This window comes from Enterococcus sp. AMC1251, from assembly GCF_058216535.1.
In genome coordinates this window covers 289,139-312,739 of sequence record NZ_CM177098.1, presented here as the reverse complement: position 1 = coordinate 312,739, position 23,601 = coordinate 289,139, and the positions used below count along the sequence as shown (strand labels likewise).

23 protein-coding genes are annotated in these 23,601 nt (G+C 32.5%); 4 read left to right on the top strand and 19 right to left on the bottom strand.

The genetic code is table 11. From position 1 onward, the window contains the following. Positions 1-53 precede the first annotated feature (53 nt). Positions 54-2,213 carry a PBP1A family penicillin-binding protein gene (locus AC4BBR_RS01345; RefSeq protein ID WP_490460819.1) on the bottom strand — a complete coding sequence of 720 codons (2,160 nt, stop codon included), beginning with the start codon at positions 2,211-2,213 and terminating at the stop codon, positions 54-56. A gap of 809 nt (positions 2,214-3,022) precedes the next feature. On the opposite strand from AC4BBR_RS01345, the gene AC4BBR_RS01340 reads away from it, so the two are divergent. Next, positions 3,023-3,883: an RluA family pseudouridine synthase gene (locus AC4BBR_RS01340; protein WP_490460818.1), complete on the top strand. Its 861-nt coding sequence runs from the start codon at positions 3,023-3,025 to the stop codon at positions 3,881-3,883. A 44-nt stretch (positions 3,884-3,927) separates the two neighbouring features. Here AC4BBR_RS01340 and AC4BBR_RS01335 read toward each other — a convergent pair whose 3' ends face one another. The 4 genes from AC4BBR_RS01335 to AC4BBR_RS01320 form a co-directional block, all read right to left on the bottom strand. Beyond that, positions 3,928-5,448 (bottom strand): phosphohexomutase domain-containing protein, encoded by a 1,521-nt coding sequence (locus AC4BBR_RS01335; protein WP_490460817.1) that lies wholly within the window; start codon positions 5,446-5,448, stop codon positions 3,928-3,930. Positions 5,449-5,485: 37 nt separating this feature from the next. Beyond that, positions 5,486-5,941 carry an arginine repressor gene (gene argR, locus AC4BBR_RS01330; protein WP_490460816.1) on the bottom strand — a complete coding sequence of 152 codons (456 nt, stop codon included), beginning with the start codon at positions 5,939-5,941 and terminating at the stop codon, positions 5,486-5,488. A 161-nt stretch (positions 5,942-6,102) separates the two neighbouring features. Beyond that, positions 6,103-6,741, bottom strand: a complete 639-nt coding sequence (locus AC4BBR_RS01325) for an ATP-binding cassette domain-containing protein (RefSeq protein ID WP_490460815.1) — start codon at positions 6,739-6,741, stop codon at positions 6,103-6,105. Continuing rightward, positions 6,731-8,872, bottom strand: coding sequence for a hypothetical protein (locus tag AC4BBR_RS01320; RefSeq protein ID WP_490460814.1), 2,142 nt, complete (start codon positions 8,870-8,872; stop codon positions 6,731-6,733). The genes AC4BBR_RS01325 and AC4BBR_RS01320 overlap by 11 nt, the downstream gene beginning before the upstream one ends. A gap of 285 nt (positions 8,873-9,157) precedes the next feature. Here AC4BBR_RS01320 and AC4BBR_RS01315 point away from each other — a divergent pair, with 285 nt between their 5' ends. Continuing rightward, complete coding sequence (locus tag AC4BBR_RS01315) at positions 9,158-9,634, top strand: helix-turn-helix domain-containing protein (protein WP_490460813.1); 477 nt, start codon at positions 9,158-9,160, stop codon at positions 9,632-9,634. Positions 9,635-10,096: 462 nt separating this feature from the next. On the opposite strand, the gene AC4BBR_RS01310 is transcribed toward AC4BBR_RS01315, so the two are convergent. The 3 genes from AC4BBR_RS01310 to AC4BBR_RS01300 all read right to left on the bottom strand — a co-directional run bounded on the left by AC4BBR_RS01310 (position 10,097) and on the right by AC4BBR_RS01300 (position 13,282). Further along, entirely contained in the window at positions 10,097-11,614 is a 1,518-nt protein-coding gene (locus AC4BBR_RS01310; protein ID WP_490460812.1) for an ABC transporter permease/substrate-binding protein, read from the bottom strand. 1 nt (position 11,615) lies between these two features. Beyond that, entirely contained in the window at positions 11,616-12,569 is a 954-nt protein-coding gene (locus AC4BBR_RS01305) for an ABC transporter ATP-binding protein (RefSeq protein ID WP_490460811.1), read from the bottom strand. Between the two features lie 416 nt (positions 12,570-12,985). Next, positions 12,986-13,282, bottom strand: coding sequence for a putative quinol monooxygenase (locus AC4BBR_RS01300; RefSeq protein WP_490460810.1), 297 nt, complete (start codon positions 13,280-13,282; stop codon positions 12,986-12,988). A gap of 452 nt (positions 13,283-13,734) precedes the next feature. Here AC4BBR_RS01300 and AC4BBR_RS01295 point away from each other — a divergent pair, with 452 nt between their 5' ends. Beyond that, a complete protein-coding gene (locus AC4BBR_RS01295) occupies positions 13,735-14,121 on the top strand; it encodes a GtrA family protein (RefSeq protein WP_490460809.1) in 387 nt (128 codons plus the stop codon). A gap of 1,165 nt (positions 14,122-15,286) precedes the next feature. Here the strand turns inward: AC4BBR_RS01295 and AC4BBR_RS01290 are convergent. The 4 genes from AC4BBR_RS01290 to AC4BBR_RS01275 form a co-directional block, all read right to left on the bottom strand. Then, positions 15,287-15,607: a DUF2085 domain-containing protein gene (locus AC4BBR_RS01290; protein WP_490462051.1), complete on the bottom strand. Its 321-nt coding sequence runs from the start codon at positions 15,605-15,607 to the stop codon at positions 15,287-15,289. Between the two features lie 13 nt (positions 15,608-15,620). Then, positions 15,621-15,920: a zinc ribbon domain-containing protein gene (locus tag AC4BBR_RS01285; protein WP_490460808.1), complete on the bottom strand. Its 300-nt coding sequence runs from the start codon at positions 15,918-15,920 to the stop codon at positions 15,621-15,623. Between the two features lie 54 nt (positions 15,921-15,974). Further along, positions 15,975-16,268 carry a zinc ribbon domain-containing protein gene (locus AC4BBR_RS01280; protein WP_490460807.1) on the bottom strand — a complete coding sequence of 98 codons (294 nt, stop codon included), beginning with the start codon at positions 16,266-16,268 and terminating at the stop codon, positions 15,975-15,977. Positions 16,269-16,453: 185 nt separating this feature from the next. Further along, a complete protein-coding gene (locus AC4BBR_RS01275; RefSeq protein WP_490460806.1) occupies positions 16,454-17,653 on the bottom strand; it encodes a hypothetical protein in 1,200 nt (399 codons plus the stop codon). A 768-nt stretch (positions 17,654-18,421) separates the two neighbouring features. Between AC4BBR_RS01275 and AC4BBR_RS01270 the strand changes: the two genes are divergently transcribed. Continuing rightward, on the top strand, positions 18,422-19,735 hold the full coding sequence (locus AC4BBR_RS01270) for a serine hydrolase domain-containing protein (RefSeq protein ID WP_490460805.1): 1,314 nt from the start codon (positions 18,422-18,424) through the stop codon (positions 19,733-19,735). A 286-nt stretch (positions 19,736-20,021) separates the two neighbouring features. Here AC4BBR_RS01270 and AC4BBR_RS01265 read toward each other — a convergent pair whose 3' ends face one another. From AC4BBR_RS01265 to AC4BBR_RS01235, 7 genes are all read right to left on the bottom strand, one after another. Then, entirely contained in the window at positions 20,022-20,414 is a 393-nt protein-coding gene (locus AC4BBR_RS01265; RefSeq protein WP_490460804.1) for a hypothetical protein, read from the bottom strand. Then, positions 20,411-21,373 (bottom strand): hypothetical protein, encoded by a 963-nt coding sequence (locus AC4BBR_RS01260; protein ID WP_490460803.1) that lies wholly within the window; start codon positions 21,371-21,373, stop codon positions 20,411-20,413. Before AC4BBR_RS01260 ends, AC4BBR_RS01265 begins: the two co-directional genes overlap by 4 nt. Next, positions 21,373-21,720 (bottom strand): T7SS effector LXG polymorphic toxin, encoded by a 348-nt coding sequence (locus tag AC4BBR_RS01255; protein WP_490460802.1) that lies wholly within the window; start codon positions 21,718-21,720, stop codon positions 21,373-21,375. The genes AC4BBR_RS01260 and AC4BBR_RS01255 overlap by 1 nt, the downstream gene beginning before the upstream one ends. Positions 21,721-21,735: 15 nt before the next feature. Further along, positions 21,736-22,101 carry a DUF3958 family protein gene (locus AC4BBR_RS01250; protein ID WP_490460801.1) on the bottom strand — a complete coding sequence of 122 codons (366 nt, stop codon included), beginning with the start codon at positions 22,099-22,101 and terminating at the stop codon, positions 21,736-21,738. 3 nt (positions 22,102-22,104) lie between these two features. Further along, positions 22,105-22,380 (bottom strand): TIGR04197 family type VII secretion effector, encoded by a 276-nt coding sequence (locus AC4BBR_RS01245; protein ID WP_490460800.1) that lies wholly within the window; start codon positions 22,378-22,380, stop codon positions 22,105-22,107. Positions 22,381-22,757: 377 nt separating this feature from the next. Continuing rightward, entirely contained in the window at positions 22,758-23,138 is a 381-nt protein-coding gene (locus tag AC4BBR_RS01240; protein ID WP_490460799.1) for a hypothetical protein, read from the bottom strand. Next, on the bottom strand, positions 23,113-23,598 hold the full coding sequence (locus tag AC4BBR_RS01235) for a hypothetical protein (RefSeq protein WP_490460798.1): 486 nt from the start codon (positions 23,596-23,598) through the stop codon (positions 23,113-23,115). Before AC4BBR_RS01235 ends, AC4BBR_RS01240 begins: the two co-directional genes overlap by 26 nt. Between the last annotated feature and the right edge of the window lie 3 nt (positions 23,599-23,601).

The window sequence follows — 23,601 nt, the reverse complement described above, 5'->3', positions numbered from 1 at the left end:
TCTCTAAATTATTCTCTTTGATTGTACCATTCTTTGATTCGTTTTCAAACCGATTATTCTCCAGTTAAGCCACCAAAGAAATTTTTCAGTCCATTCTTGGTATTATCCCATCCTTCTTTTATTTTACCGCCAATATCTTTGGCACCGTCTTTGACTTGACCACCAATATCTTTGACACTATCCTTCCAATCATCATTGTCTCCAGTAGGAACCTCGCTAGCAGCCTGTGTTATTCCACCTGTTACATACGCATCAGCTACTGTGAATGGCGTTTGTGCTGTATAAGGTAAAATACCTTGCGTTTGGCTACTGAAAACGGTAGAAGCATGTGTTGCACTGCTGCCTTGCAGGTAATGACTTTCGCTTGTTTGTTCAAACCCTAGCCACGTTGCAACCACAATATCCGGCGTATAGCCGACAACCCATTGGTCATTGGTTTTATCTGTATCAAAGTTTGTTTCTGTTGTTCCCGTTTTTCCGGCCATCACGTAACCTGCTGGATCAGCGTTGATCCCTGTTCCTGAACTAAATACGCCTAAAAGCATACTCGTCATTTGATCAGAGGTTTCTTTTGTAATAATTTGTTTGGTTTCAACATTCGTTTTATCTATAATGACCGCACCCGTAGAATCAACAACCTTTGTGATTAGATGTGCTTCTGACTGAGCGCCACCTGTGGCAAACGGGCTATAGGCATTCGCCATAATTAAAGGGGATACACCTGTTTTTAATCCTCCTAGAGCTAATCCATAATATTTATCTTCTTTCGCCAAAGGAATTCCGAATTTTTCCGTTTTTTCAAAGCCTTTGTCTAAACCGATTTTATGCAATGTCCACACAGCAGGTAAATTCAAACTTTCACCTAACGCTTGGTACATCGGCACTTCACCGCTGTTCATTCGGCTGTAATTTTCAGCTGGATAATAATCTTGTGGCTTATCTTCTAAAATGCTATTTGGTTTCATCCCTGATTCTAATGCAGGTGTATAAACCGAAATTGGTTTCAAAGATGAACCTGGTGAACGTTTCGTTTGAGTTGCAAAGTTAAAGCCACGATATACATGTTCTCCACGTCCGCCTACTACGCTTTGCACACCACCTGTTTTTGGATCAAGTGCAACAGATCCACTTTGAACCATAGCCCCATCTTCGCTATTCGGTGGGAATAAGGCGTCATTAGCATAAGTTTGATCCATTGCATTTTGATAATTTTGGTCTAATGCTGTGTATATTTTATACCCTTTATTCAATAGATCTTCTTCTTTTAGCCCATATTTATTAACAGCTTCATCAATAACTGCATCAAAGTAATATGGGTATCTATAATCTGAGTTTTGATCAGAATAATTATCAGCCAACATACTACCCATATCTACACCAGCTTGAGCATCCGCTTCTCCTTGAGATAATTTTCCATTATCTACCATTAATTGCAAAACTGTATCTCGTCGATTGACAGCATTCTCAATATAGTCTAACGGATTATAAATTCCTGGACCCTTGAGCATACCCACTAAAGTCGCTGCTTGACCAACCGACAATTCGCTGGCACTCATCCCAAAATATTTATGAGATGCATCTTCAATTCCCCAAACTCCGTTACCAAAGTATGAATTATTGAGATACATTTCTAGAATCTGCGCTTTATCATATTTTTTTTCAATTTCGATGGCCAAAAACAGCTCTCTTGCCTTACGAGTCATTGTTTGCTCTTGTTTTAAATATGCATTTTTAGCTAACTGCTGTGTGATCGTACTACCACCGCCACCACTACCAATCAATCCAAAACTCAGCTTTCCAACAACTGCTCTGAAAAGCCCTTTAATATCATATCCATGATGTGTCTCAAACTTCCGATCCTCCGTCGAGATCAGCGCATCTGTAACATATGGAGAGATTTGATCAATCGTGACAAATGTGCCTTTTTGTCCAAACAGTCTACCTGCTTCGTCACCATTTTTATCATAAATAACAGTAGACTCTTCCAGCCCATTTTTCAAGGCGCCTACATTCGCTGATTTTGCTAAAGTGAACAAATAGATACTAGTTACTAAAACGATAATCATGCCTAGTAATAAAATAATTTTATTGATTTGATATTTTTTCCAAATCCGCTTTCTCCAGTGATGAAAACGAACAAGATATGGTTTAATCCAAGCCCAAAAGCTTTCAAAACCAGATTTTATTTTCCCCATAATTGTTTTAAATTCCATAATGCTCCCTCTTTATATAAAAGTTTCTAAGCTATTTTAACATAGATCACAACTTTTATTCATACGGCTTTAGCATGAATAAAATACAGAGATTTTGTTTCGCTCATTTTACCATGTTTTCCTTTTATTTTTATGTAGAAATGTTTAAGAATCCATCAAGAAATTGATGATTCTATAGGATAAATTAGCTAGTTAATGGGTAAATTCTTATTTTAGTTGTAAAATAGTGCTAATTTAAGAAAGTTTTAATCATATAAAATTCATATTTACCCTTTATTATACTAGTATACCAACAAACAACCCTAACTAAACACTTTTTCATTTTTAACTCCTTTTCCCACTCTTCCCCAAAGAGTGGGTCTCTTTTTTTCTGAAAAGCTTTTCAGATAGCATTAAAAAGGATTGAAGCTTCTACCAAAATAATTCTAATTGTTAATTTGTATTTTTTATGTGATACTCCCTTTGAAATGTAGTCATTTTCACTGATGCCGTTTTTCTTTAAAAAAAAGTACAATTTTGATTAAATTAATACACAAAAAATTCATATTTACCCTTTATTATACTAGTATACCAACAAACAACCCTAACTAAACACTTTTTCATTTTTAACTCCTTTTCCCACTCTTCCCTAAAGAGTGGGTTCTTTATTGCATTTTACTATCTACGATTTGCTTCATGATGCACAATAATGAAACTAGATCCTTCTCCAGTTACTTCCATAACATTACCTTTAATTCCGACTATGCACTTGAACTTATTCTTCTATTTGTTAAACTAATTTAGAACGCTATTGAAAAGGTGGGGTAAAAATGGAATTATTCATCCAATTACCAAGAAATTTTAAGGAACAAACAGTCCGAGAATTACTCGAACAAGAATGGTTAGTTCCCCGTAAAGTACGACACTTTTTGCGTACTCGAAAGAATGTGTCGATTAATGGAGAATCAGCTTTGTTCCATTTCTCTGTAAAAAGTGGCGATGTTATTACTTTACAGTTTGAACCAGAAGATTATCCGACGCCTGTAATTCTTTTAGGAAAAGAGTCTAACGTTAATGTATTATTTGAAGATGAATACTTGATTATTTTGAATAAACCTTTTGGGATGAAAACTCATCCTAATCAACCAGATGAACATGACACCCTACTTAACCATTTAGCAGCTTACTTAGCGCCTAAAAACCAAATGCCGTATGTTGTTCATCGGCTAGATAAAGAAACAAGTGGTGCAATCTTATTTGCTAAAAATCCTTTTGTATTGCCGATTTTAGGTCGATTACTAGAAAGCAAGCAAATCTATCGGCACTATCAAGCGGTGATTTCAGGTCAGCTAAATGAGTCTATGACCATTCGAAAAAAAATTGGCCGTGATCGTCATGATCGCCGAAAACGAGTAATTGATGAACGGCGTGGTGATGTGGCTGTTACTCATGTTGACGTTGAATCTTATGATCGAAAGACGAACCATACCACTATTTATTGTGTTTTGGAAACGGGACGAACCCATCAAATCCGTGTACATCTAGCAAGTATTGGGCATCCCATCATTGGTGATCCGTTGTATCACCCAAAACCTAATGGGCGCTTGATGCTTCATGCTTATGAACTGCATCTGACACATCCATTTACTGGAGAAGCGATTATGGCAGTTGCTGAGCCTAGTTTGTGGTAACCCAAAAAGTTAGGAAAGAACGTTTTGTTCTTTCCTAACTTTTATTATTTCCCCAATGCTTCAGTGAGTTTCACTAAGTCCAATTGTTTATACCCTTCAAAGAAACCTGCTAATTCTTCTAAAACCTTTTGGTTCATCCCAGCTTGATCATTTTCAACTTGTAAAACTAACAATGGTTCATGCAAACTCATTCGTAGTAAAAACCAACCACTTCCATACTCATCGTAAACATTCACTCGAATGCCTTCATGGTTTTCAGGATCGATTTTCATCCCTCGTTGACTCCCGACAAAACCACTCAAATCTCGAATTACTTGTTCACCATAATCACGGACATTTCCTGCTAGAATTTCAACCCGTAATTCTTGGGTTTCTGCTGGTTGTTTTAATGAACTGATCAAATCACCGAGTGTTGAGCTTTCTTTTTTTAATGTAGGCAACAACATCAGAATTTTAGCGATAACATACGCCCCATCATCTAAATAGTAGTTTTCTTTAAAGGCTGCGTGTCCACTTGTTTCGATCGCTAATTGGGTATCAATTCCCTCATCATTGAGTTCGATCATTTTGTTGATCACATTACGGTAACCAGAAATATAACGCACTTGTTTACCACCTTTTGACTCGATAAACGCCTTCAGATGGCTTGAAGTTGGTGAGTTTGTCACAATACTGCTACCAGGATTTTCAGCCAAGACAATCGTTGCTAAGACAGCAATCAAATTATTTCGATTGATGACTTCGCCTGACGCATCCACCACTGCTGAGCGGTCCACATCCGTATCAAAAATCACTCCTAAATCAGCCTTATTTTTTAAAACAGCTTGTTGGATACTTGCCATTGCTTCTTTATTATCAGGATTAGGAATATGGTTAGGGAACATACCGTCAGGTTCTAAAAATTGCGAACCTGTAATGTCTGCGCCAAGTTTTGCTAAGACTTTTTCTGCAAAGAAACCACCCGCGCCATTACCAGCATCGACTATAATATGAAAACCAGCTAGCGGTTTTTCTTCTCTTGTTTTCATACCTTTACGAATTTTATTGGTTAAATCAGCTGAATAGGTCTCTAAAATAGACGTTTTTGTAACAGTTCCTTTGGCTACAAGTGCAGGTTCGTCAGCGTGTGCTAAGATATAGGCAATATCCGCTTTTTCTGCACCACCAGATTTAGTGAACAGTTTTAAGCCATTAAAATAATACGGCAAGTGACTGGCTGTGATCATAATCGTGGCATCACAATCATATTGTGGAAATTTCGTGGCCATAAACATGGCAGGCGTTGTTGCTAAACCAAAGTCTAACACCGCTACATTTTGCTCAACGAAACTGTCGATCAACGCTTGTTTTAAGCTATCTGCAGAAATACGGCTGTCATGACCGATACCGATCTTTAATTTTCCCGATTGATTTTTTTCAGCTAAATTTTTTTCATCACGAAGCCAATGAACCATTCCAACAGCAATTTTCCCGATTTGCGCTGGTGTTAAGTTTGCTGTTTTTTCTTCATGCTCTACTGCTATTCCTCTTATATCCGACCCATTTTGTAACGCTTTCAAATTCATGTAACCAAATCTCCCTTCATTTTTTGATTGGTTATGCTTAATCTATCATCGCTTCAAAACGTTCAACAACAGCGATTGCGTCCTCTTCTGAACGAGCAATGATAATAATCGTATCGACTCCTGCGACCGTTCCTGCAATTTCTTCATAACTGACTTCATCTAAAAAATTTGTGACAACATCTGCTGCGCCCATATCTGTATGGACGATGACCATAAATTGGACACGTTCCATGCGAATCACTGAATCCTTCACAGATGCTTTTAGTTTTTCCTCACTGCTAGATGCTTGTTGTTGAGAGAATAAGGCATACTTCACTCGTCCATCTGAGCCATGGGTTTTAACAATGCTCATTTCACGTACATCTCTTGAGACAGTGGCTTGGGTTGCTTTGACGCCAGATTTTTCAAGAAGTGCAATCAGGTCGTCTTGGGTTTCTATTTCATTTTCTGTGATTAGTTGTTTGATTAACCGTTGTCGGTCTGCTTTTTTCATGTTTCCACTTCCTGTTTTGGTTATTTTCTTTATTATAGCGAAAGTTGAGAGAATTTGCATTTCTTTTTGGTAAAAATTACTTTATTATGAGAAAAAGAGTATGAATAACACTGCCCATAAGACTTACGTGTTGTTCATACTCTTTTTAGCTACTTCCTATTCTACTGAGTCTTTTCAAGATCTAAATCTATAACTAGGGAAGCATACTTCAACAACTGTTTATCATGCGTAACCAATACAACTGCTTTCTCTTTTTCCTTTACTAAATAGTGAAAATAGTCAATTATAAAGGCAGCATTTTCTTCATCTAAATTTCCTGTTGGTTCATCGGCAAAAATAATCTCAAATGGCTTCAGCAATGAACGAATCAGAGCGATTCTTTGTTGTTCTCCTCCACTTAATAAAAATACTTTTTTTGTTAAAATCGATTCTGGTAATGAAAATTTTTCTAGAAGAAGCGTAAGATCATTTTTTTTAAACGATTTATTGTATTTAATAGCCAGTTTAAGATTTTCTAAAACCGTCATATTTTCTAGTAAACCATAGTTTTGAAACATATAGCTGATTACATTTTTTCTAATCCTTTGGCAATTTTTTTTCGTATTTTCAAATTGTTCGTAGTTTAAACTTCCTGTATAGACCTTTTCCAATAAGCTCAAATTATTAATGAGCGTCGTTTTTCCTGTACCACTCTTACCAGTTATTAAGATAAAATCTCCTGCTTTTACTGATAAGTTAAAATTGGTGACGATTTTCTTCTTATTGAGTTCAATCGATAAATTATTTGCTTCAAATATCATAAAAATCTCCTTTCAACGTACTAGACTTACTATTCAAATAGATGCATCCATAAATGAAGCTGTTTAATACTATAATGATGATAAGCGGTACTACTACAAAAGAGGTGTGAGAATGTAAAAAATTAAAGAGGACTAAAGTAATCAACTCTATGAGTATTGGAATCAACACAATATCGGTCATTTGATTAAATACCGAATACCCCAATATTTCTTTTACCAATCGTTTTTTTGCATTCAACTTGAATAAGATATACATAATTTGAACATTCAATGTGATAATAAAGATAATCAAGATACTATATTGAATACTTAGGTTAAAGACATTCGCTTCATTTCTTGCCGTCTCTTCTCCATGTTCTTTAAAAACTGATAAAGTAAAATTCAAAATACCATTGAGACCTGAGTCCTTGATATCTTGTTTAATAAGATCAAAAAGCTCCTTTTTTGTTGCACTATCAAAATTAATGAACAGACCTCCGTTCATCGTTAAAATATTGCCCCAAAAGAGTCCATCCATTAATTTAGGGTTTACAACTACGGCTATAGGATCTTCGATCATATTTTTATCAGCTTGGCTTCCATAAAATGAATTATAGGTGAAATACTTTTGTTGATTCTCAACATACAGCACTTGAATTTTCACTTCGTCCAATGAAATCAATCCATTTGGAGGTTCTTCCGTTAGTCTGAACTTCAGATCTGATAAATAGTTTTGCTTGATTTCTGCTTCATATTTCTGGTATTTTTGAGGCACTAACAATGACCGTGTATTAGCATCTGCGTTCATTTGTTCCATTTCAGACGGGGGAATAAATTTTATGGGGTTAACCTTTAAATAATTTGTGTCAATGGTGATATCCGCCCCTCCTGGCGAAGTAATATATTCCTCTTTATCAGGGATTCTATCTTGACCAATGATTATGGACTTTCCTTTTGAGTCATTTAAAACAGTATAGTTATAGGGAGCTATTATAAATGTTTTATGCTTTTTAGAGAGCTTTTCATAAAATAATTGAGCATTTTTCAAATAGGTTGTTTCTTCTAACGGATCCTCCCTATCTAATTGATTTGTTATATTTGTCTTATATAAATTTTCTGTTTTTGCCCACAATTGTGTTGATTGCTTTATCTTATTATAATTTTTGAACTCCTGTTTTATCTCTAGGGACTTCCCAAGAAATAAAAACAATGAAATACACAACGTTCCTCCAATGACAATTGTTACTAATTTACTTGGCGCGGCTCCCTTTATATTATTCTTTACATTTGTAAACTGATATAAACATACTACGATCGAACTATAGACTATTAACGATAGCAAGTAAATACAAAAGCAAAGTAATAATGACCATACTAGGTTGAGTGTTATATCCCTAGATAAAATGATATATAGAGTTAAAGCTAGTATCAGTCCGTATACTATAGAAAAAGTTGACTTGATGGATTGGAATACAATTTGTCGAACAGAATAGCCCAAGATTTTTTTCAAAGAAATCTTTTTCCTTTGTGAAAACGCTAATGAAATGATGCAAACAAAGAAAAATACAATCAAGTATAACGTAATCAGATTTTGGTAGATGTTGACTGTAAAAGTATCTGATATAACAGGGTTAGTTATCTTGATAGTTCCGTATTTTTGGAATATATCAATAAGCTTTTTATGGCGCCCATTCCCTTGGATGTAGAAAACATTTCCTAGTCCTATATTTTTTACGTATTCAAATGAATAAAGTTTTATTTTTAAATAGTCACTAGGTAAATTGATCCTTCCTATATTTTTTCGATTTCCATCAGAATAATTTGCCACATAAGAAAATTCTGAATTAGTAGGAAATACGCCCGATTTCAAGCGAAAGAATGGATTTATCTTAGGATTTGTCGAGAGAATGCTTAATGTGTCTTTCGCAGTAAAATTGTACTGCGAAATTGTTATATCCTCTTTAAGAGAAGTCTCGTAGAGATCATAAACAAACTGTTTATAATTAATTCCGGGCTCATAAATAATATGCAGTTCCTTCGTATTATCATAAAGTGCCTTTTTTATATCTAATCCTTTTAATAAACTAGTAGCAGAAAATAGCAGTAACAGAAAAATTATCGTTGATAAACAAAAATTTATTTTTTTAATCATATGTATGCAACCTTTCTAAAAGAATAAAAAGAGAACGCTAGCTTAAACATTTCTGGTACAAACTTAGCTTACTATCATTTGGCTATTTTTATAAAGAACTTATCGAGTTACATGACGAAAAAAGCCTGTACGCTTAGGTTTCCACCATGGAATCCCAACGTTCCATGGCTAAATACCGTCTGTTCAGCACTTTATTTTTACAGCTCTAATAAACTATTATTAATTTTCAATGTGAATTATGCTAAAATATAATTATATATATTTATGTTTACATAGGGAGGAAATATGGATTCTATAGGTCGCAAACTAAAAATATTAAGAACAGAGAACAACTACACACAAGAAGAATTGGCAAAACAACTATTTGTTACAAGACAAACAATTTCTAAATGGGAAAATGGAAAAACTATTCCAGATATTCAAACGTTAAATAGAATTTGTGCGTTCTATAATATTCAGTTACCCTTCTTGGTATCAGAAAACAGTTCTGAAAAAGATGAAATCGCTCACTACGTAAAGCACTCAAGATACTTAACTCTTTCTGTAAATCTAATCATAGTCTCCATACTCTTGTTTAATATAATACAAAGCTCTTTTTTTTCTCACTCACATGGCGTCTTCACATGGTTTATTTTATTTGCACTAGGTAGTTTATTGTTAGCAAATATAATCATACTCTTCATTTCAGACAGTTATAAAATACATCTGTTCAATAGTGTACTACCCATATTCATATTTTTGATTGTTAACTCAATTAGTTGAATTGTTCCTTTTTGAGAATCTTCAAAATAATTTTTTCACAACCTTACATTCTTAGCTAGCACTCAAAAATAAGCAACTCATCATGAAATGATAGAACAAAAAAATCTAGCCAAACAAGTGTTGTTCAGCTAGACAAAATAAAAGTCACTCTGCTGGAAGATCGATTGTCTTCCTGTGGAGCTTTGAAATTAGGACAGAAGTTTTTTTCTGAGGTTCTGAGTTTAATGATAAAAAATAGTTCATTGTATTGAGTGCGGTTTCGATAAGTGTCCGAAACTTTTTTATTTCACGATTGAACAACGAATTTTTAAGTTTGAACAATCGATTTTGAGGTAACTTTTTATGACGGATAATTCAACTTTTCTAAATCAATCAAGCACATAGTAAAACCAAATACTGTTTGTCGGAAGCCGTCACTTTCAATCAGATATTTATTATCTACGGCAGACTATTTGCTCGTTACTATTTTTCCAACATCCCATGTTTCACTAAATACTCATGTGCAACAGTCGCGGGGTCTTTTTGCTCTACATTGACTTGGTAATTCATCTCACTCATCTCTTCTTCTGAGATTTTGCCAACCAAAGGCTGCAATGCTTTTTCTAATTCCGGGTATTTTTCAAGTGTCTCAGCTTTTAACAGTGGCGCTCCTTGATAAGGTGGGAATAGTTGTTTATTGTCCTCTAGGATCACTAAATCATATTGTTTTAACTCGCTATCTGTTGAATAAGCATCTACTACATTGACATCTCCATTATCGATTGCTTGGTAACGTAATGAGGGTTCCATCGACTTCACCTCAAAATTTAAGTTATATAATTTTTGCAAACCTTTATAACCATCTTCGCGATCGATAAATTCTAGTGTGAATCCAGCATTTAACTGATTTTCAATTGTTTTCAAATCTTCAATTGTTTTTAGACCGTTTTCTTCCGCAAATGACCGTTTAACCGCAACAGCATAGGTATTTTGATAACGCATTGGTTCTAGATAAACCATGTTCTCTTGTTTTTGAATTTCATCTCGCGCATATTCATACACTTTTTTGGGATCTTTAGATACGTTTTTACTGCCTGTTAAAAATGTTTCTAGTACGGTTCCTGTAAATTCAGGATATACATCAATTTCACCCGATTTTAGTGCATTAAATAAGAAACTGGTTTTCCCAAAGTTTGATTTTAGATTGACGTGGATATCACTATTTGCTTCAATCAGTTCTTTATACATATTAATCAAGATATCCGGTTCTGCACCTAACTTTCCAGCTACTGTAATTTCTTTTTGCTCAGCTTCTTGATGCGTATAGACAAATGAGCCTACTAATAAAGCAATCAATACCATAAATGCTGCTACGATTCTTTTCACTGTAGCTTTTTCCAACAAATGAATTCCAAAGTTAAACAAGACAGCCAAGATAGCAGAAGAAATTGCGCCAATTAAAATAAGGTATACATTGTTTCGGTCGATCCCCAGTAAGATGAACGTACCTAGCCCACCTGCACCAATCAAAGCCGCAAGTGTAGCTGTTCCAATGATCATAACTGTCGCTGTACGAATCCCTGAAATAATATAAGGCAAAGCTAATTGCAGCTCAAATTTGATCAGTTTTTCTCGTTTATTCATCCCAAAAGCTTCGGCTGCTTCTTCTAACGAGGGATCAATTTCGGTCAAACCTGTATAAGTATTTTGCAAAATCGGAAATAGTGCATAAATTACTAGCGCGACGATTGCTGGCGGACTGCCTATCCCAATAATCGGAATTAACAACCCGAGTAGTGCTAAAGAAGGAATTGTTTGGAAAATCCCTGTGATTTGTAGTACAAATTCTGCCGCTTTTTTATAATTTGTTAGTATAATTGCCAATGGAATCGCTATAAGAATAGCAATCAGTACTGACAGTAGCGACAGTTGAACGTGCTCAACAACAGCTTGAATGAAGTCTTCTTTACGAGCAATGAGTGTGTTTATTAATTTCCCCATATTATCGATCACCTTTTTCTATCTTTGTCTCTAAGAAACGCAAAATCGTTCGATCTGTGATTTCACCAACTGTACCTTTTTCGTCTACAAGCCGGACTAGTTTATTATTTACAAGTAAACGAATCACAGCTGGAAGTGGTGTGTCCAATGTTACGATTGTTTCAGTGTCAACTTGTCCAGCTTTCACAAGACCTAGCGCTAATAAGTCGGCTACACAATAATTGTCTAAACTAGAGTAATCTTGTCGGAAAAATTGTGCCACAAAGTCATTAGTAGGATGATTTTTGATTTGTTCTGGTGTGTCAGTTTGAACGATCTTCCCTTCTTTCATCACACAAATACGGTCACCTAAAAACAGAGCTTCATTCATATCGTGAGTAACAAAAACAACGGTGCTCGCTAATTCTTTATGCAACTCTTTAATTAATAATTGTAACTGTCCTTTAGAAATTGGATCTAAAGCGCTAAATGGTTCATCCATTAAAATAATATCTGGCTTTGCTGCAATTGCTCGTAAAATTCCAATGCGTTGTTGTTCTCCACCAGATAATTCAGCTGGTTTTCGATGAAGATATTCTTCGGGGTCTAAACTAACCTTCTTTAATAGTTCTTCTGTTCTTTCACGTCTTTTTACTTTATCCCAATGATTCATTTCTGGGATCAATTCAATGTTTTCTGCGACTGTCAGATTGGGAAACAGAGCAATCTGTTGAAGAACATACCCTGTTTTTAATCGGAGTTCTTTTAAATTGTAATCAATCAATCTTTGGTCGTTAAAATAGATATCGCCATCTGTGGGTTCAATCAAGCGATTGATCATTTTTAATGTTGTTGTTTTTCCGCTACCACTTGGACCTACTAATACAAAAAACTCACCGTCTTCAATGGAAATATCAAAATTTTCTAATACTAACTGGTCGTTGTATTTTTTTGATACGTTTTGAAAGTTAATCATCTATTCACCTCATTTTTCTTATATGCACGTACTATTTATCTTTAGGTAATCTTCCATTTATTTTAAGTATGTTTATAAGTATACTTGAAAATGTTATTTGTTTCTAACGACTTGATTGTATTGTACAAAAATAAACCTGACAACTGTCTGTCAAGGTTATTCTGAAGCAAGTATCAAACATAACAATTTTTCAACTATTTTCACAAATAGTAGATTTTTGAAAACTAGTTATTGTAATAAGCTGATTAGTACACTAATTTACTTGAACAAAGAAAAAGGTGTGATACAAAAAGGAAACACCATTTTTGTATCACACCTTAAATCCCAATAAACACTGGACACAGAAGCATTCCTTGTGTCCCAGCCTCGCTATTGTTATTTGAGGATATATCAACTACTGAGTTAAATAACTTAATTTAGCTTGATCTTGGCAGGTCTTGTAATACTCTAACATCTATTTTTTTGCTTAGCAATGGTTCGACTTGACTCGAAAATTCAGTGAAATGTTTAGAAGTACGATGTTGTTCTAATGCATTTTGATCCAAGTATTGTTCTACGAACATAAATTCACCAAGCACTTCGACCGATTGATACATATCGTATTTTAAATTTCCTGGTTCAGATCGCGTTCCTTGAATCAGCATTTCTGACAATGATTTATATTTCTCGATTTCATTTTCTTTGATAAAAATAGTTGCATTGATTGTGATCATGTTATATCTCCTTCTACGTCTGAATTATTGTGTAGATCTTATTTTGTCAAAATCATGACTTACATAGGATAATTTTCAATTTACTCCTCTTTAAATCACCATAAAAATAGTCTACATCAGATAAAATAAATTATAAAAAATTTTAATTTTTGTGTTGGAATATATTACCTAATCCATTTTTGGTTCAATTTTAAAGGCTCACTTCATTACATGTAAAATAACAAACTTCTTTCTCTTAATTAATTGAATTATCTTATCTCCCGCTCATTATTTTCTTATACAAAAACCGTAATTTCTAGAATCTAAATCAATATACTTATGTTGTATCCCGGTACTTTATATGTAGAATGTACAACAAAAAAAGTACTCGTTAAACACAGATAAATATTAGTAAATTAAACGCGAAGCGTGTATAATATACAATCATAAAATACATCACTAGGAGTAGATACATGCAACATAAAATAAGTCGACAAGCTGAATTATTTCTTTTATGGGGAATAGTAACAATTGCTTTCAATATTTTTGTATTTTATTTGTTACATTCCGAATTAGGATTGAATTATCAATTAGCAAATCTTTTTGATTGGGTATTAACAGTATTATTTTCTTATATTATCAATAAACTATTTGTTTTTGAGTCAAAATCTAAACACTTTATAAAAGAACTGATTGCTTTTTTTGGTAGCAGAGTGTTATCTTTTCTTCTCGAGTTGGTATTCTTATGGATATTCTTTTCGGTATTTCATTTCAATTCAACTGTAAGTAAGTTAACTGGGCATAGTGTTGCGCTTATCAGTAATTATTATCTAAGTAAAATACTATTTATGGAGATATAAAGAATTCTTTTCAAAAAATTGTCTTTTTTGAGAATTATCCATCTTTCCTATTGTAAATAGTTAAACCATTATCTACCTAACTATTCTTTATAATAATTAAGTAGATAATGGTTTAATTTTAAGCTAATTTGCTTATCGATTGTCATAGCACGAATAAAATATTGTTATTATTTTGAGATAAAAATATCCGTAGAAACGCTTATACATAAACGTTTTAAACAACGACAAGAATCTTACCGTTACAAATAGTCGGAATCATAGTAGCGTAAAATTATACCAAATTAAAGAAGCGATAACATATGAAAAAAATTGTAGTAAGTGCGTTGTTCTCATTATTGTTGATTGGTGGTTTTGATAATGAGTGTGAGACAAACCTCTGAAAGTGCGTCATCCGAAACTAACTTTATTGTATTTCCAGAAGTAGATATCGACTCAGTAGAGCTTAAAACTCCTACTGAAAATGACTGTTTTTGAGAAATCTATATTTAAGAGCATCAGACGCAACGTGCTTATGCCAGATTACGATTTTGTCCACATATAATTTACAAAAAAATGATCCTGCTAAAATTTAGCAACATCACTTTTGATATATCTACACATTTAGCTCTTTCTGAACATTATTAGTCGATCATGTCATCTATAATTTCATTTTCAAGTTTTTTATTTACAACTCGAGATAATTTCTTTCCTCTTAAAGTCCTCTTCTGCAAAGAGACGGAATTCTTGAACAATCAAAGACAATATTACTGATTCATCATCCATTTTTAACTATAACTATTAAATTATGATCTTCTTAAATAAGATCGGTAGGTTAAATCGATTAAAATAGTGACTGGGACATAACTCTATGAGTTACAACCCAGTCACCTAAAATCCGAATAAACGGTAGGAGCAGAAGCAATCCCTTCTGTCCCAACCTCCATTTTGTCTTTTTCAAAAAATTTTATTGAATAATTAAAATACCGAACCTAGCGACATTTTCTTTCTAATCAATAATCTACACACGATTGATTAGAGAGAAAATGAAAATCAGAACTATTTGTCTGGTCTTCATTTATTAATTTTTTCCACACCTTAAAATTAAGTGCTTGTATTCCGACCTTGTGCGATCGTTCATTTTATTTCTTGGTTCTTATTTAACTGCTTTTAATTAAAATAATTCTTTTTACTTTGCATGGTTATACCCTAATGAATAGACATAAACTATAGATATTAAGAAGAGTTGTACAATTCCATATCCAAATAGCATTCCTGTGACAAAACGCCGAATATTTTTACTTTCATATTCAGTTAATAATTGCAAAAAGCCATCCAAAATTAAAGGTAAAAGTAAAATAACTAAACATAAAATAGAAATTTTTGCAAATGGAAAACTAAAAATACCGAATAAAATACCCAGCAATTCCCCAGTACATCTAGCACACAATGGAAACTGCTTTCCGTGAAAATGAAATGATCTATCTGGACGACAATGACAACCAAATATTCTTGCTAGCCATTTAGTATCCAGGATTTAAAGTCGCTCCAAACATACCTAATGCAAAAAGTAGTACATAAAATACTACGATACATCCAACACTAACTAAAGCACCTATTCCTGCAGCTTTAGCTGTTTTTGGCTTATTGTCTTTCCATACTAAAAATAAGATTAATCCTACGATTGGGAGGCAACATCCTAATAATCCCCATAAAAAACCGCCGTTATCCATTTCCTTATGTGCATTTTCTGTTGGAACACCACAGTGTGGACAGACTACTGCTTCCTTATCAATTTCTTTACCACAATTAGAACAATACATACTCAACCACTCCTCCATTTAATGTAAACTAACCTAACCAATATTCTTTGTATTTTATGAGCTTATCCTTAGAAAGAGTAGAACAAAAAACAGAATATATAGTATCCAGAATAAAATAAGTGCAGATACGCCACAAAGGGCTCCTAATCCAGCTACTTTTGCAGCTTTAGGATTCTTTTCCATCCAAATTAAATAAAGGACTAGTCCTGCAACAGGTATAAAGAACCCTAAAATTCCCCAACCGAGTTCATCATTTTTACGAAAATACTCTTTTTTTGTAATTGCTCCACACTCTGGACAAATTACAGCCTTCTCATTAATTTTACTACCACAATTGGAACAATACATTAAGAATCCACCTTCTCAAATAATAATCAATAAATACAAAAAATTTATGGCATATTTATTATATCAGTATTTTTCTATAATGGAAATGCTATTTTATTCTAAAATGAAATCCCAATAAATTAGGTTTCTATTACTTTTTCCTAATATTTCCTCAACATTTCAAACATCAGATCGACTTTTTTCATTTAAAACCAAATTTCACTGTCAAATGCCGAATTTATATTTTGCAAAATTTCATTTTTAAGCTGAGACTCTTCAAAACTATTATACTTAAAGTCTATATCTTCTTTTTTCAACCTTGACTGCTTGACTAACTGCTTTTTCAAATCAGACATACTTTCCGGTTTTCCTAAAACATGATTATAGTAGCACATTAAAATAGAAAATTTCATAGGAATTTTCATAGACTTTTGAATTCTCAACCTTTCAAAATAACTTCTTGAGAACAGTCTAGACTTTCTTTTTTTCAAGGATAATATTAAGTAACTAGTGTATACTCGTTCAATAAATAGTTTTCTTCTCAATTTAAATCTATATGAGAACTCTTCCATAGCATATTGTCTGATCACTTGACTTTCTATAGTAGAATACCCTCGAAACAAAAAACTAACACTACTATTATTCTTTTCATACTCCTTTTTTTCATCACAAATATCGTTTTCTTTTTTTATAAGTTTCTTAAAAATCGATTTATATAGTCTGCATACATTTTGTACTCTTTTAAGAATCTTCTTTAAGAGTTCCCCTAAAGAAATATGAGATTTTTTTCTGTTAAAAAAATCTTTATCTTCTGAAAAAACAATAAAAGCTAATATTTCAAAATCTTCTAATGTCATTTCTTTTTTTATATCTAAAATTTCTTTTGGACTAATATTTTTTGTTATATTTGGTGCCCATTTCTCCGTTATAGTTTTATCAAAATTTTTAAAGCTAAAAAAGTCCTTAGCTACTATAATATATTGTATTGTCACAAAAAATAAAAATATCATTAACGATAGATCTTTTTGTTTAGAAAAAAAGATAACCAAAACTACACAAATAGGTTGATAAAAACCAAAAGTCAAATAGAATAACGCCTGAATCGAGTATCTTAATAAATGTGATATTGATAATTCTCTTTCCAAATCCAAATTACCTAACTGACTTAAATAACCAACTCCTCCAAACATGATAATACCAACAAAAACTAATAATAAATAATAATCCTTTATTAAAAATAAATAGAAAACATAGATTACCACATAACTACTCATTACGAAAAGTAATTGCGATTTTTTGTTCGATATATCCCCATTTAATCCTAAAAAAATTAGTACTATACTGGTAACTGCGGTTGCTATTGTAATAATATCCGATATTCCAATATCTATTATTAAATTCTCCATTTTTATCCCTCATTTCAGTTAAAACAAAAGGTTCATATCTTCTAATTTCTTACTCTTTTTCTTCCTGATTTAGCATGGTTTATTATAATTAAATAAATTAATTTTTCTTATTTTCAAGTTTCTATATCCGATATTATGCCCCACCGACTAACGAAAGATTATAGAAAATGTTCTCATTTTTTGATCAATTTTCTTAATAAATAGTCTCTTTTTTAATGCATAAATCTATCGTAACATAAATTAATCACCCTTGCTCAATATTTAAAAAAAAGAAAGTTAATTTGTTTGCAATATGTTATATTTAAGTAGTAGTTTCAAACTACAAGCAAATGTATATTGCTATTGACTTCTAGCATTTAGAATTTCCCTAAGTTTTTTGAAAGCTAGGAGTTCATTTTAACTATGCAGTAGTGATAATAATATACACATTAATTAAACTAGCAAATTCTGTAATAAACATTCTCACTTTCCTACCAGCAATTAATTTATATTTCTATAAGTATTTTTATATAAAACCTGAACAAGTTAATGCTTTTTCTACAATAACCAACTCAAGCTTAGTAAGTTTTTTACCTAAAAGCTCAACTCCCACATTGCTATATCATTCAAGGCTATATCATTGAATGTAAAATTACATTTATTGGCAAAGATGGCACTACTGATATTTTAGTAGGATATTTCCAATATATCCTACTAAAAATTTACTATTAAATGACTTTTTAAATAATCTCAAACATGATATATTCACTCTGGAGAAAGGTGTACATAATGAACAATAACAAAATAACGTCTTCCTTGAATAACTGGATAGATTTTTATCAAAAACATCATTATCTACAAGGAAATTTAGCAATATACAAAAATAGAAAAGCAATTTTTCAAAATAGTTATGGTTTCGCTAATATAGAAATGGGAATGAAAAATGACCAGCAAACTAGATTTAAAATTGGGTCATTAACAAAAGCTTTTACTAGTATGATTATTTTTATACTTTATGAAAAAAATTCTCTAGATATTCACAAACCCGTTAAAAAATATCTTCCAACTCTTTCAATTAATGAAGAAATTTCTATTTATCATTGTTTGACTTGTAGTTCTGGGATTCCAGATTTTGTCTCAGAACCTGATTACTATGAAAAAACAATGCGTTTAAATCAGAGAATTGATACTTTAATCAAACATTCTCTCAATAGACCATCATTATTTAAATCTGGAACAAAGTTTTCTTATTCTTCCACAGATTACCTTATTCTGACTAAAATAATTGAGGAAGTCACGGGACAAAGCTATGCATCATGTTTGAAGCAATTTATCTTAACTCCTTTGGAAATGTTTAATAGCGGATGTATGAACGATATTGACATTATTAAAAAACTAGCAGATAGCTATAGTTTTTGGACATCTGAAATTCAAACCGCAAAAACAAATATGACTTTTCCAACTGGTGCCTTTGGTATGTACTCTACAACTGGAGATTTGTTAAAATGGGGACAAGCTATTTTAGATCGTAAACTTATTTCCACATCTTCTTATGAAAAATATCTTTCTGCTTTTAATGCAACCTATGCTTGTGGTTGGGATATTACTGAAATTGAAGGACAGCCATGTATACAGCATAAAGGGGATATAGATGGTTTTGAAGCAAGTATCAAAATATTAGACAAACAAAAGTTAATTGTTATCTTACTATCAAATGTAGACATTATACCTGTGACAACGATTACAAAAGAAATTTGCCAAATTATCAATGGAATAAAATTACATTTAACAAACAGCTATCAAATCAAGTCATTTTCCAACGATATAATTTCACATTTCATTGGAGATTATTACTATATTGATCACTTAACGAACAAAAGGAACTATCTAAATATCAGTTATAATAATAAAATAGCTTTTGTTACTAATAAAAGATATAATATTCCCTATAAATTTAACCTACTTCCAATTTATACAAATGAAAATAAGCTATTATTGCAAAGCGATAGGATACACGAATTTATCGAACTTTCGCTAAATGATCATAGCCCACTAACCTATTGGCATCTTGATGGCTCTCGTTTTCAACTATACAAATTATAAGACGACAAAATGATTTAACAATAAAAAACGCAACTACTATCTCAGTAAAATGACTGAAACCAGAAGTTACTTTTTTTTTTATTGGCTCTATGAGTTACAATCCAGTCACCTAAAATCCGAATAAACGGTAGAAGCAGAAGCAACCCCTTCGGAAATAAGCTGGAATAAGCAACTTTCATAAAACAAATCTTAATAATAAAATTTAAACTCAGTGAAAGATAAGCTTTTACAAATTTTAAGGTCAAAAATAAATAGAGCTAGCGATGACTGCAAGCTCTATTTGTTTTTAGTCATTATCTTCAACTATAATATTTGAGATTATTGTTGAGTCAGTTTCATTTTTAATTTTAACAGTATAAGTTTCACCTTTTTCTACAATATAAACATAATAGAACTTATTTTTTGGAGTGAATCTATCCTCGCCAATATTATATGGTTTTAACATTCTTTGTGTTTGATTGTCATATAAATTTACGGAGAAATCCTTTTTGTGTTTTTTATCAACATAAATGAATACTTGAGCTTCATTATTATCTTTAGATATTTTTATTTTAAATTCTCGTTCTTGGTTAGGCGAGTACTTCTGCCCGTTGTATTTTGGGACTATGAAGAAGACAAGCGAGAAAAGTAAAATAACAATAATTATACTACTTGCTTTTAATATACTTTTTAAAGTCATCGATACCCTCCTGAACAAGCAGAGCCGTCACCTTCGTTATCGCCATACCCATTCGCTTTCCAAGCACTTACACCACTAGTAAAATCTTTGGAAAAATAATAAGCAAATAGACTTAGCTTACTAGGGTCACCCTTAGCTACATCACTTAGAATTTGAGCAACGCCAACACCCATTTTTAGGGTTTCACCGTTGAAGAACAAAGCGCCTTGTCCGAAATAGCCAAATAGATAATTGCCTAAATAGTCCCTACGATCTTCGATTCCTTTTGACCATCCTCTTGCCCAAATTGAATAGTTTGAATCTCCAAAAGTTCTACTCTTCAAATCAAGTGGTTTTGCTGTGTTGACCATATCAATAAATTGTTTGTAGTTTAACGTGTTTTTACCAGAGACATCAATAGCATTATCGCCTAATTTTCTGGCTACTGCTTTAATATCAATATCAAGCCCTTGTAATATTCCTGCAAGTTTCTTCTCGGCTTCGATCGCATCGGGGGAGTTAGCGCCAAATTTTGCTCGTATTTTATCATATTCATCAAAAGCAGGTTTTGCCAACGAATAAAGGTAATCTTCATATACACGAGTGATTTTATCGGCTTTTTCAGTTGGAGAAAGAGACTTGTCATCTTTAATCTCCTGAACGAGTTTCGCATAATCTAATGGCAAAACAAAGTTATCTTTCCATTCCTTATTAATACTTTTTGCCCAGTCAAGTTTTAGCTTAGCAGTGCTATACATGCCGTTTGAGCCATCAAAGCAGTTCGTACTAGAAAGTGCAGATAAACCTTGGCTTACATTATCTAACAATGAATCAGCAGTAGTATATAAATCAGAACATGAACTCTCTAAATCATGTAAAGATTGTATTTCTTCTCTCAGTTGATGAATTTGAATGGTAATTGAATTAGAACCATCATCGGCATTAACGTTTCTTGTCCCAAATGACGGGCTATTTGTCATTAAACTATTTCTGATCGTCTTTGTTGTTCTAAACGTTCAATAATTCGGTTTAATGCGTCTTCATCAATTTCCTCATTCTCAATCTTTTCAGCTATTCTACTAGCAAATGTTAGATTATCATTTGTCATTTCATCATTTGCCCGAACTTGACCACGTAAAAGTGGAATGTGGGCAGTTTCGGCGTAACTTTTGGCAGCCGACCACGCATCACCAGTTAACTCTGGCGCTCCAATAAAGCTTTGCATATCTTGCATAATTTGATTTAAGCCGTCATTTTTAGTAGATAAAGAGGTATTTATCTGGTCTAAATAGCTAGTTATTTCACTTACTCTAATTTTCAACCCCAATAATAGAACCTCCTTTTAGCGACTTTCTTGTTTTAGTTTCAACTGTTTATTTAGTAAATCTTCTTCTTTATTAACTAATGCTTTTTGTTCTTGCTGTAAATTTGAATGGGTATCATCTAAAATTCTCATGGACTGTTTGTATTCGTGTTCATTGTCTTCATGAGCCATATGTAAAAACCGATTTGCTTTGTCGCCTTTCCAACAATAAGCGAGTTCGTCCAAGATATCGGTATTTTCTTTATAGATTTGATGAGTAATGTCACCAGCTTCTGTAAGTTTTTCAGTTTGCTTTTTCTTTTCGTCTAAATCATCTGTCAGATTTTGCAATTCTCGATTAATCGCAATAATCTCATCTAAATTATCTTTCTTTTCTTCTGACATTTCCTAACCTCCATTTGCAATTTGTGCATCTTTTTCAGCAAAAGTAGTAGCAATTAATGTAAAGTTCGCTAAGTCTTTAGATAACGCACTTCCGTATTGGCTAGTATTTGTTAATGATTTGCCATTTGTACTTTTTACTTTTCCACATACTGAAAGATTAGAAAAGCTAATTGAAGACGAGTTAACACTAGTTTCAAGTGCTGAATCTTTTGCGCTTGAGATAGGGTCTATATAATTAGATGCTACGCCTACATCTGAACTTATTTTTCCGTTTGACATTTGGTTCACCTCTGTTTATTAATTCTATCAATAATATTACCATTTTTTACTTAGTGTAACAACTTGAACTTTAAAATGTTTTTTTATTTTATATTCTCAATTTAACTAAAAGAGGAAAAATTTCAGTAAAAAATACAACTACTACTCTGAAAAATAACAGAATACAGTAGTTGCATTTTTTATTTCAATATAATTTTATAAGCATTTTTTTAATGCGATTTATGCTTTGACGGCTAAACGGTAAATGGCACTACTTTACAAACCTTGATTTATCAATATTTTAAAGGGGTATTTTGAAAATATCCCGCCAATATCCCACCACATTTTTAAAGCTCGGGCGGGCTTTTTATCTAATATATTCATAATCTAGGTTTTTATTAATTATTATTTTCTACGCTAACATAGCTATAAACAAATGAATCTGTTTTATTTTTTACTGTTACTATATACTTTGCCCCAGCTTTAGCTTTTTTAACATATATGATCTGTTCGATTCCTTTTTTCTCTTCTAATTCCAGTTTTTTGCCATCTTCTCCATCTAGAGTTACTTGTAATTTATCACCAACTTTATTATCTACATAAATACGAAACTCGGCTTCAATATTACTTTCATGAATTTCAACTTCAAATTCCTTCGTTTGATTTGGAAAATATAACGACCTATAAACCAATACTACATTTGAAATAATGTAAATAACTAAAATTATAGCTATGATAGATGCAATAATAATACTAATTTTTTTTATTATACTTTTCAAAGTCAGTTATTCCTTTCTGTATTAATTCAGCATCACCTTTATTATCTCCGTAGTTACCATTTTTAATATTTTGAATCCATTTTGGAATATCTTTATCCGAAATAAAACCTTGAGCGGCACCAGCTCCGTATTTTAAATTATCGTTTTTCAATATGAAAGCACCCTGCCCATAGTAACCAAATAGATAGTTTCCCAAATAATCAGCAGAACGGTTATCTTCTTTACCGTTTGTTTTTACTATAAATTCTGGTGTCCACTGTCTTGACCAAACTGAAAAATTGGATTCTCCAAGACCTCTACTTTTTAAATCTAAAGGTTTATTAGTATTTACCATATCTATAAATTCAAGAACATGTTTATCTGAAACTGCTATCGCATTATTTCCCAAACTTCTAACTATTGCTTTAATATCAACATCAAGTCCTTGTAATATTCTAGCTAGTCTTTTCTCTGCTTCCACTGT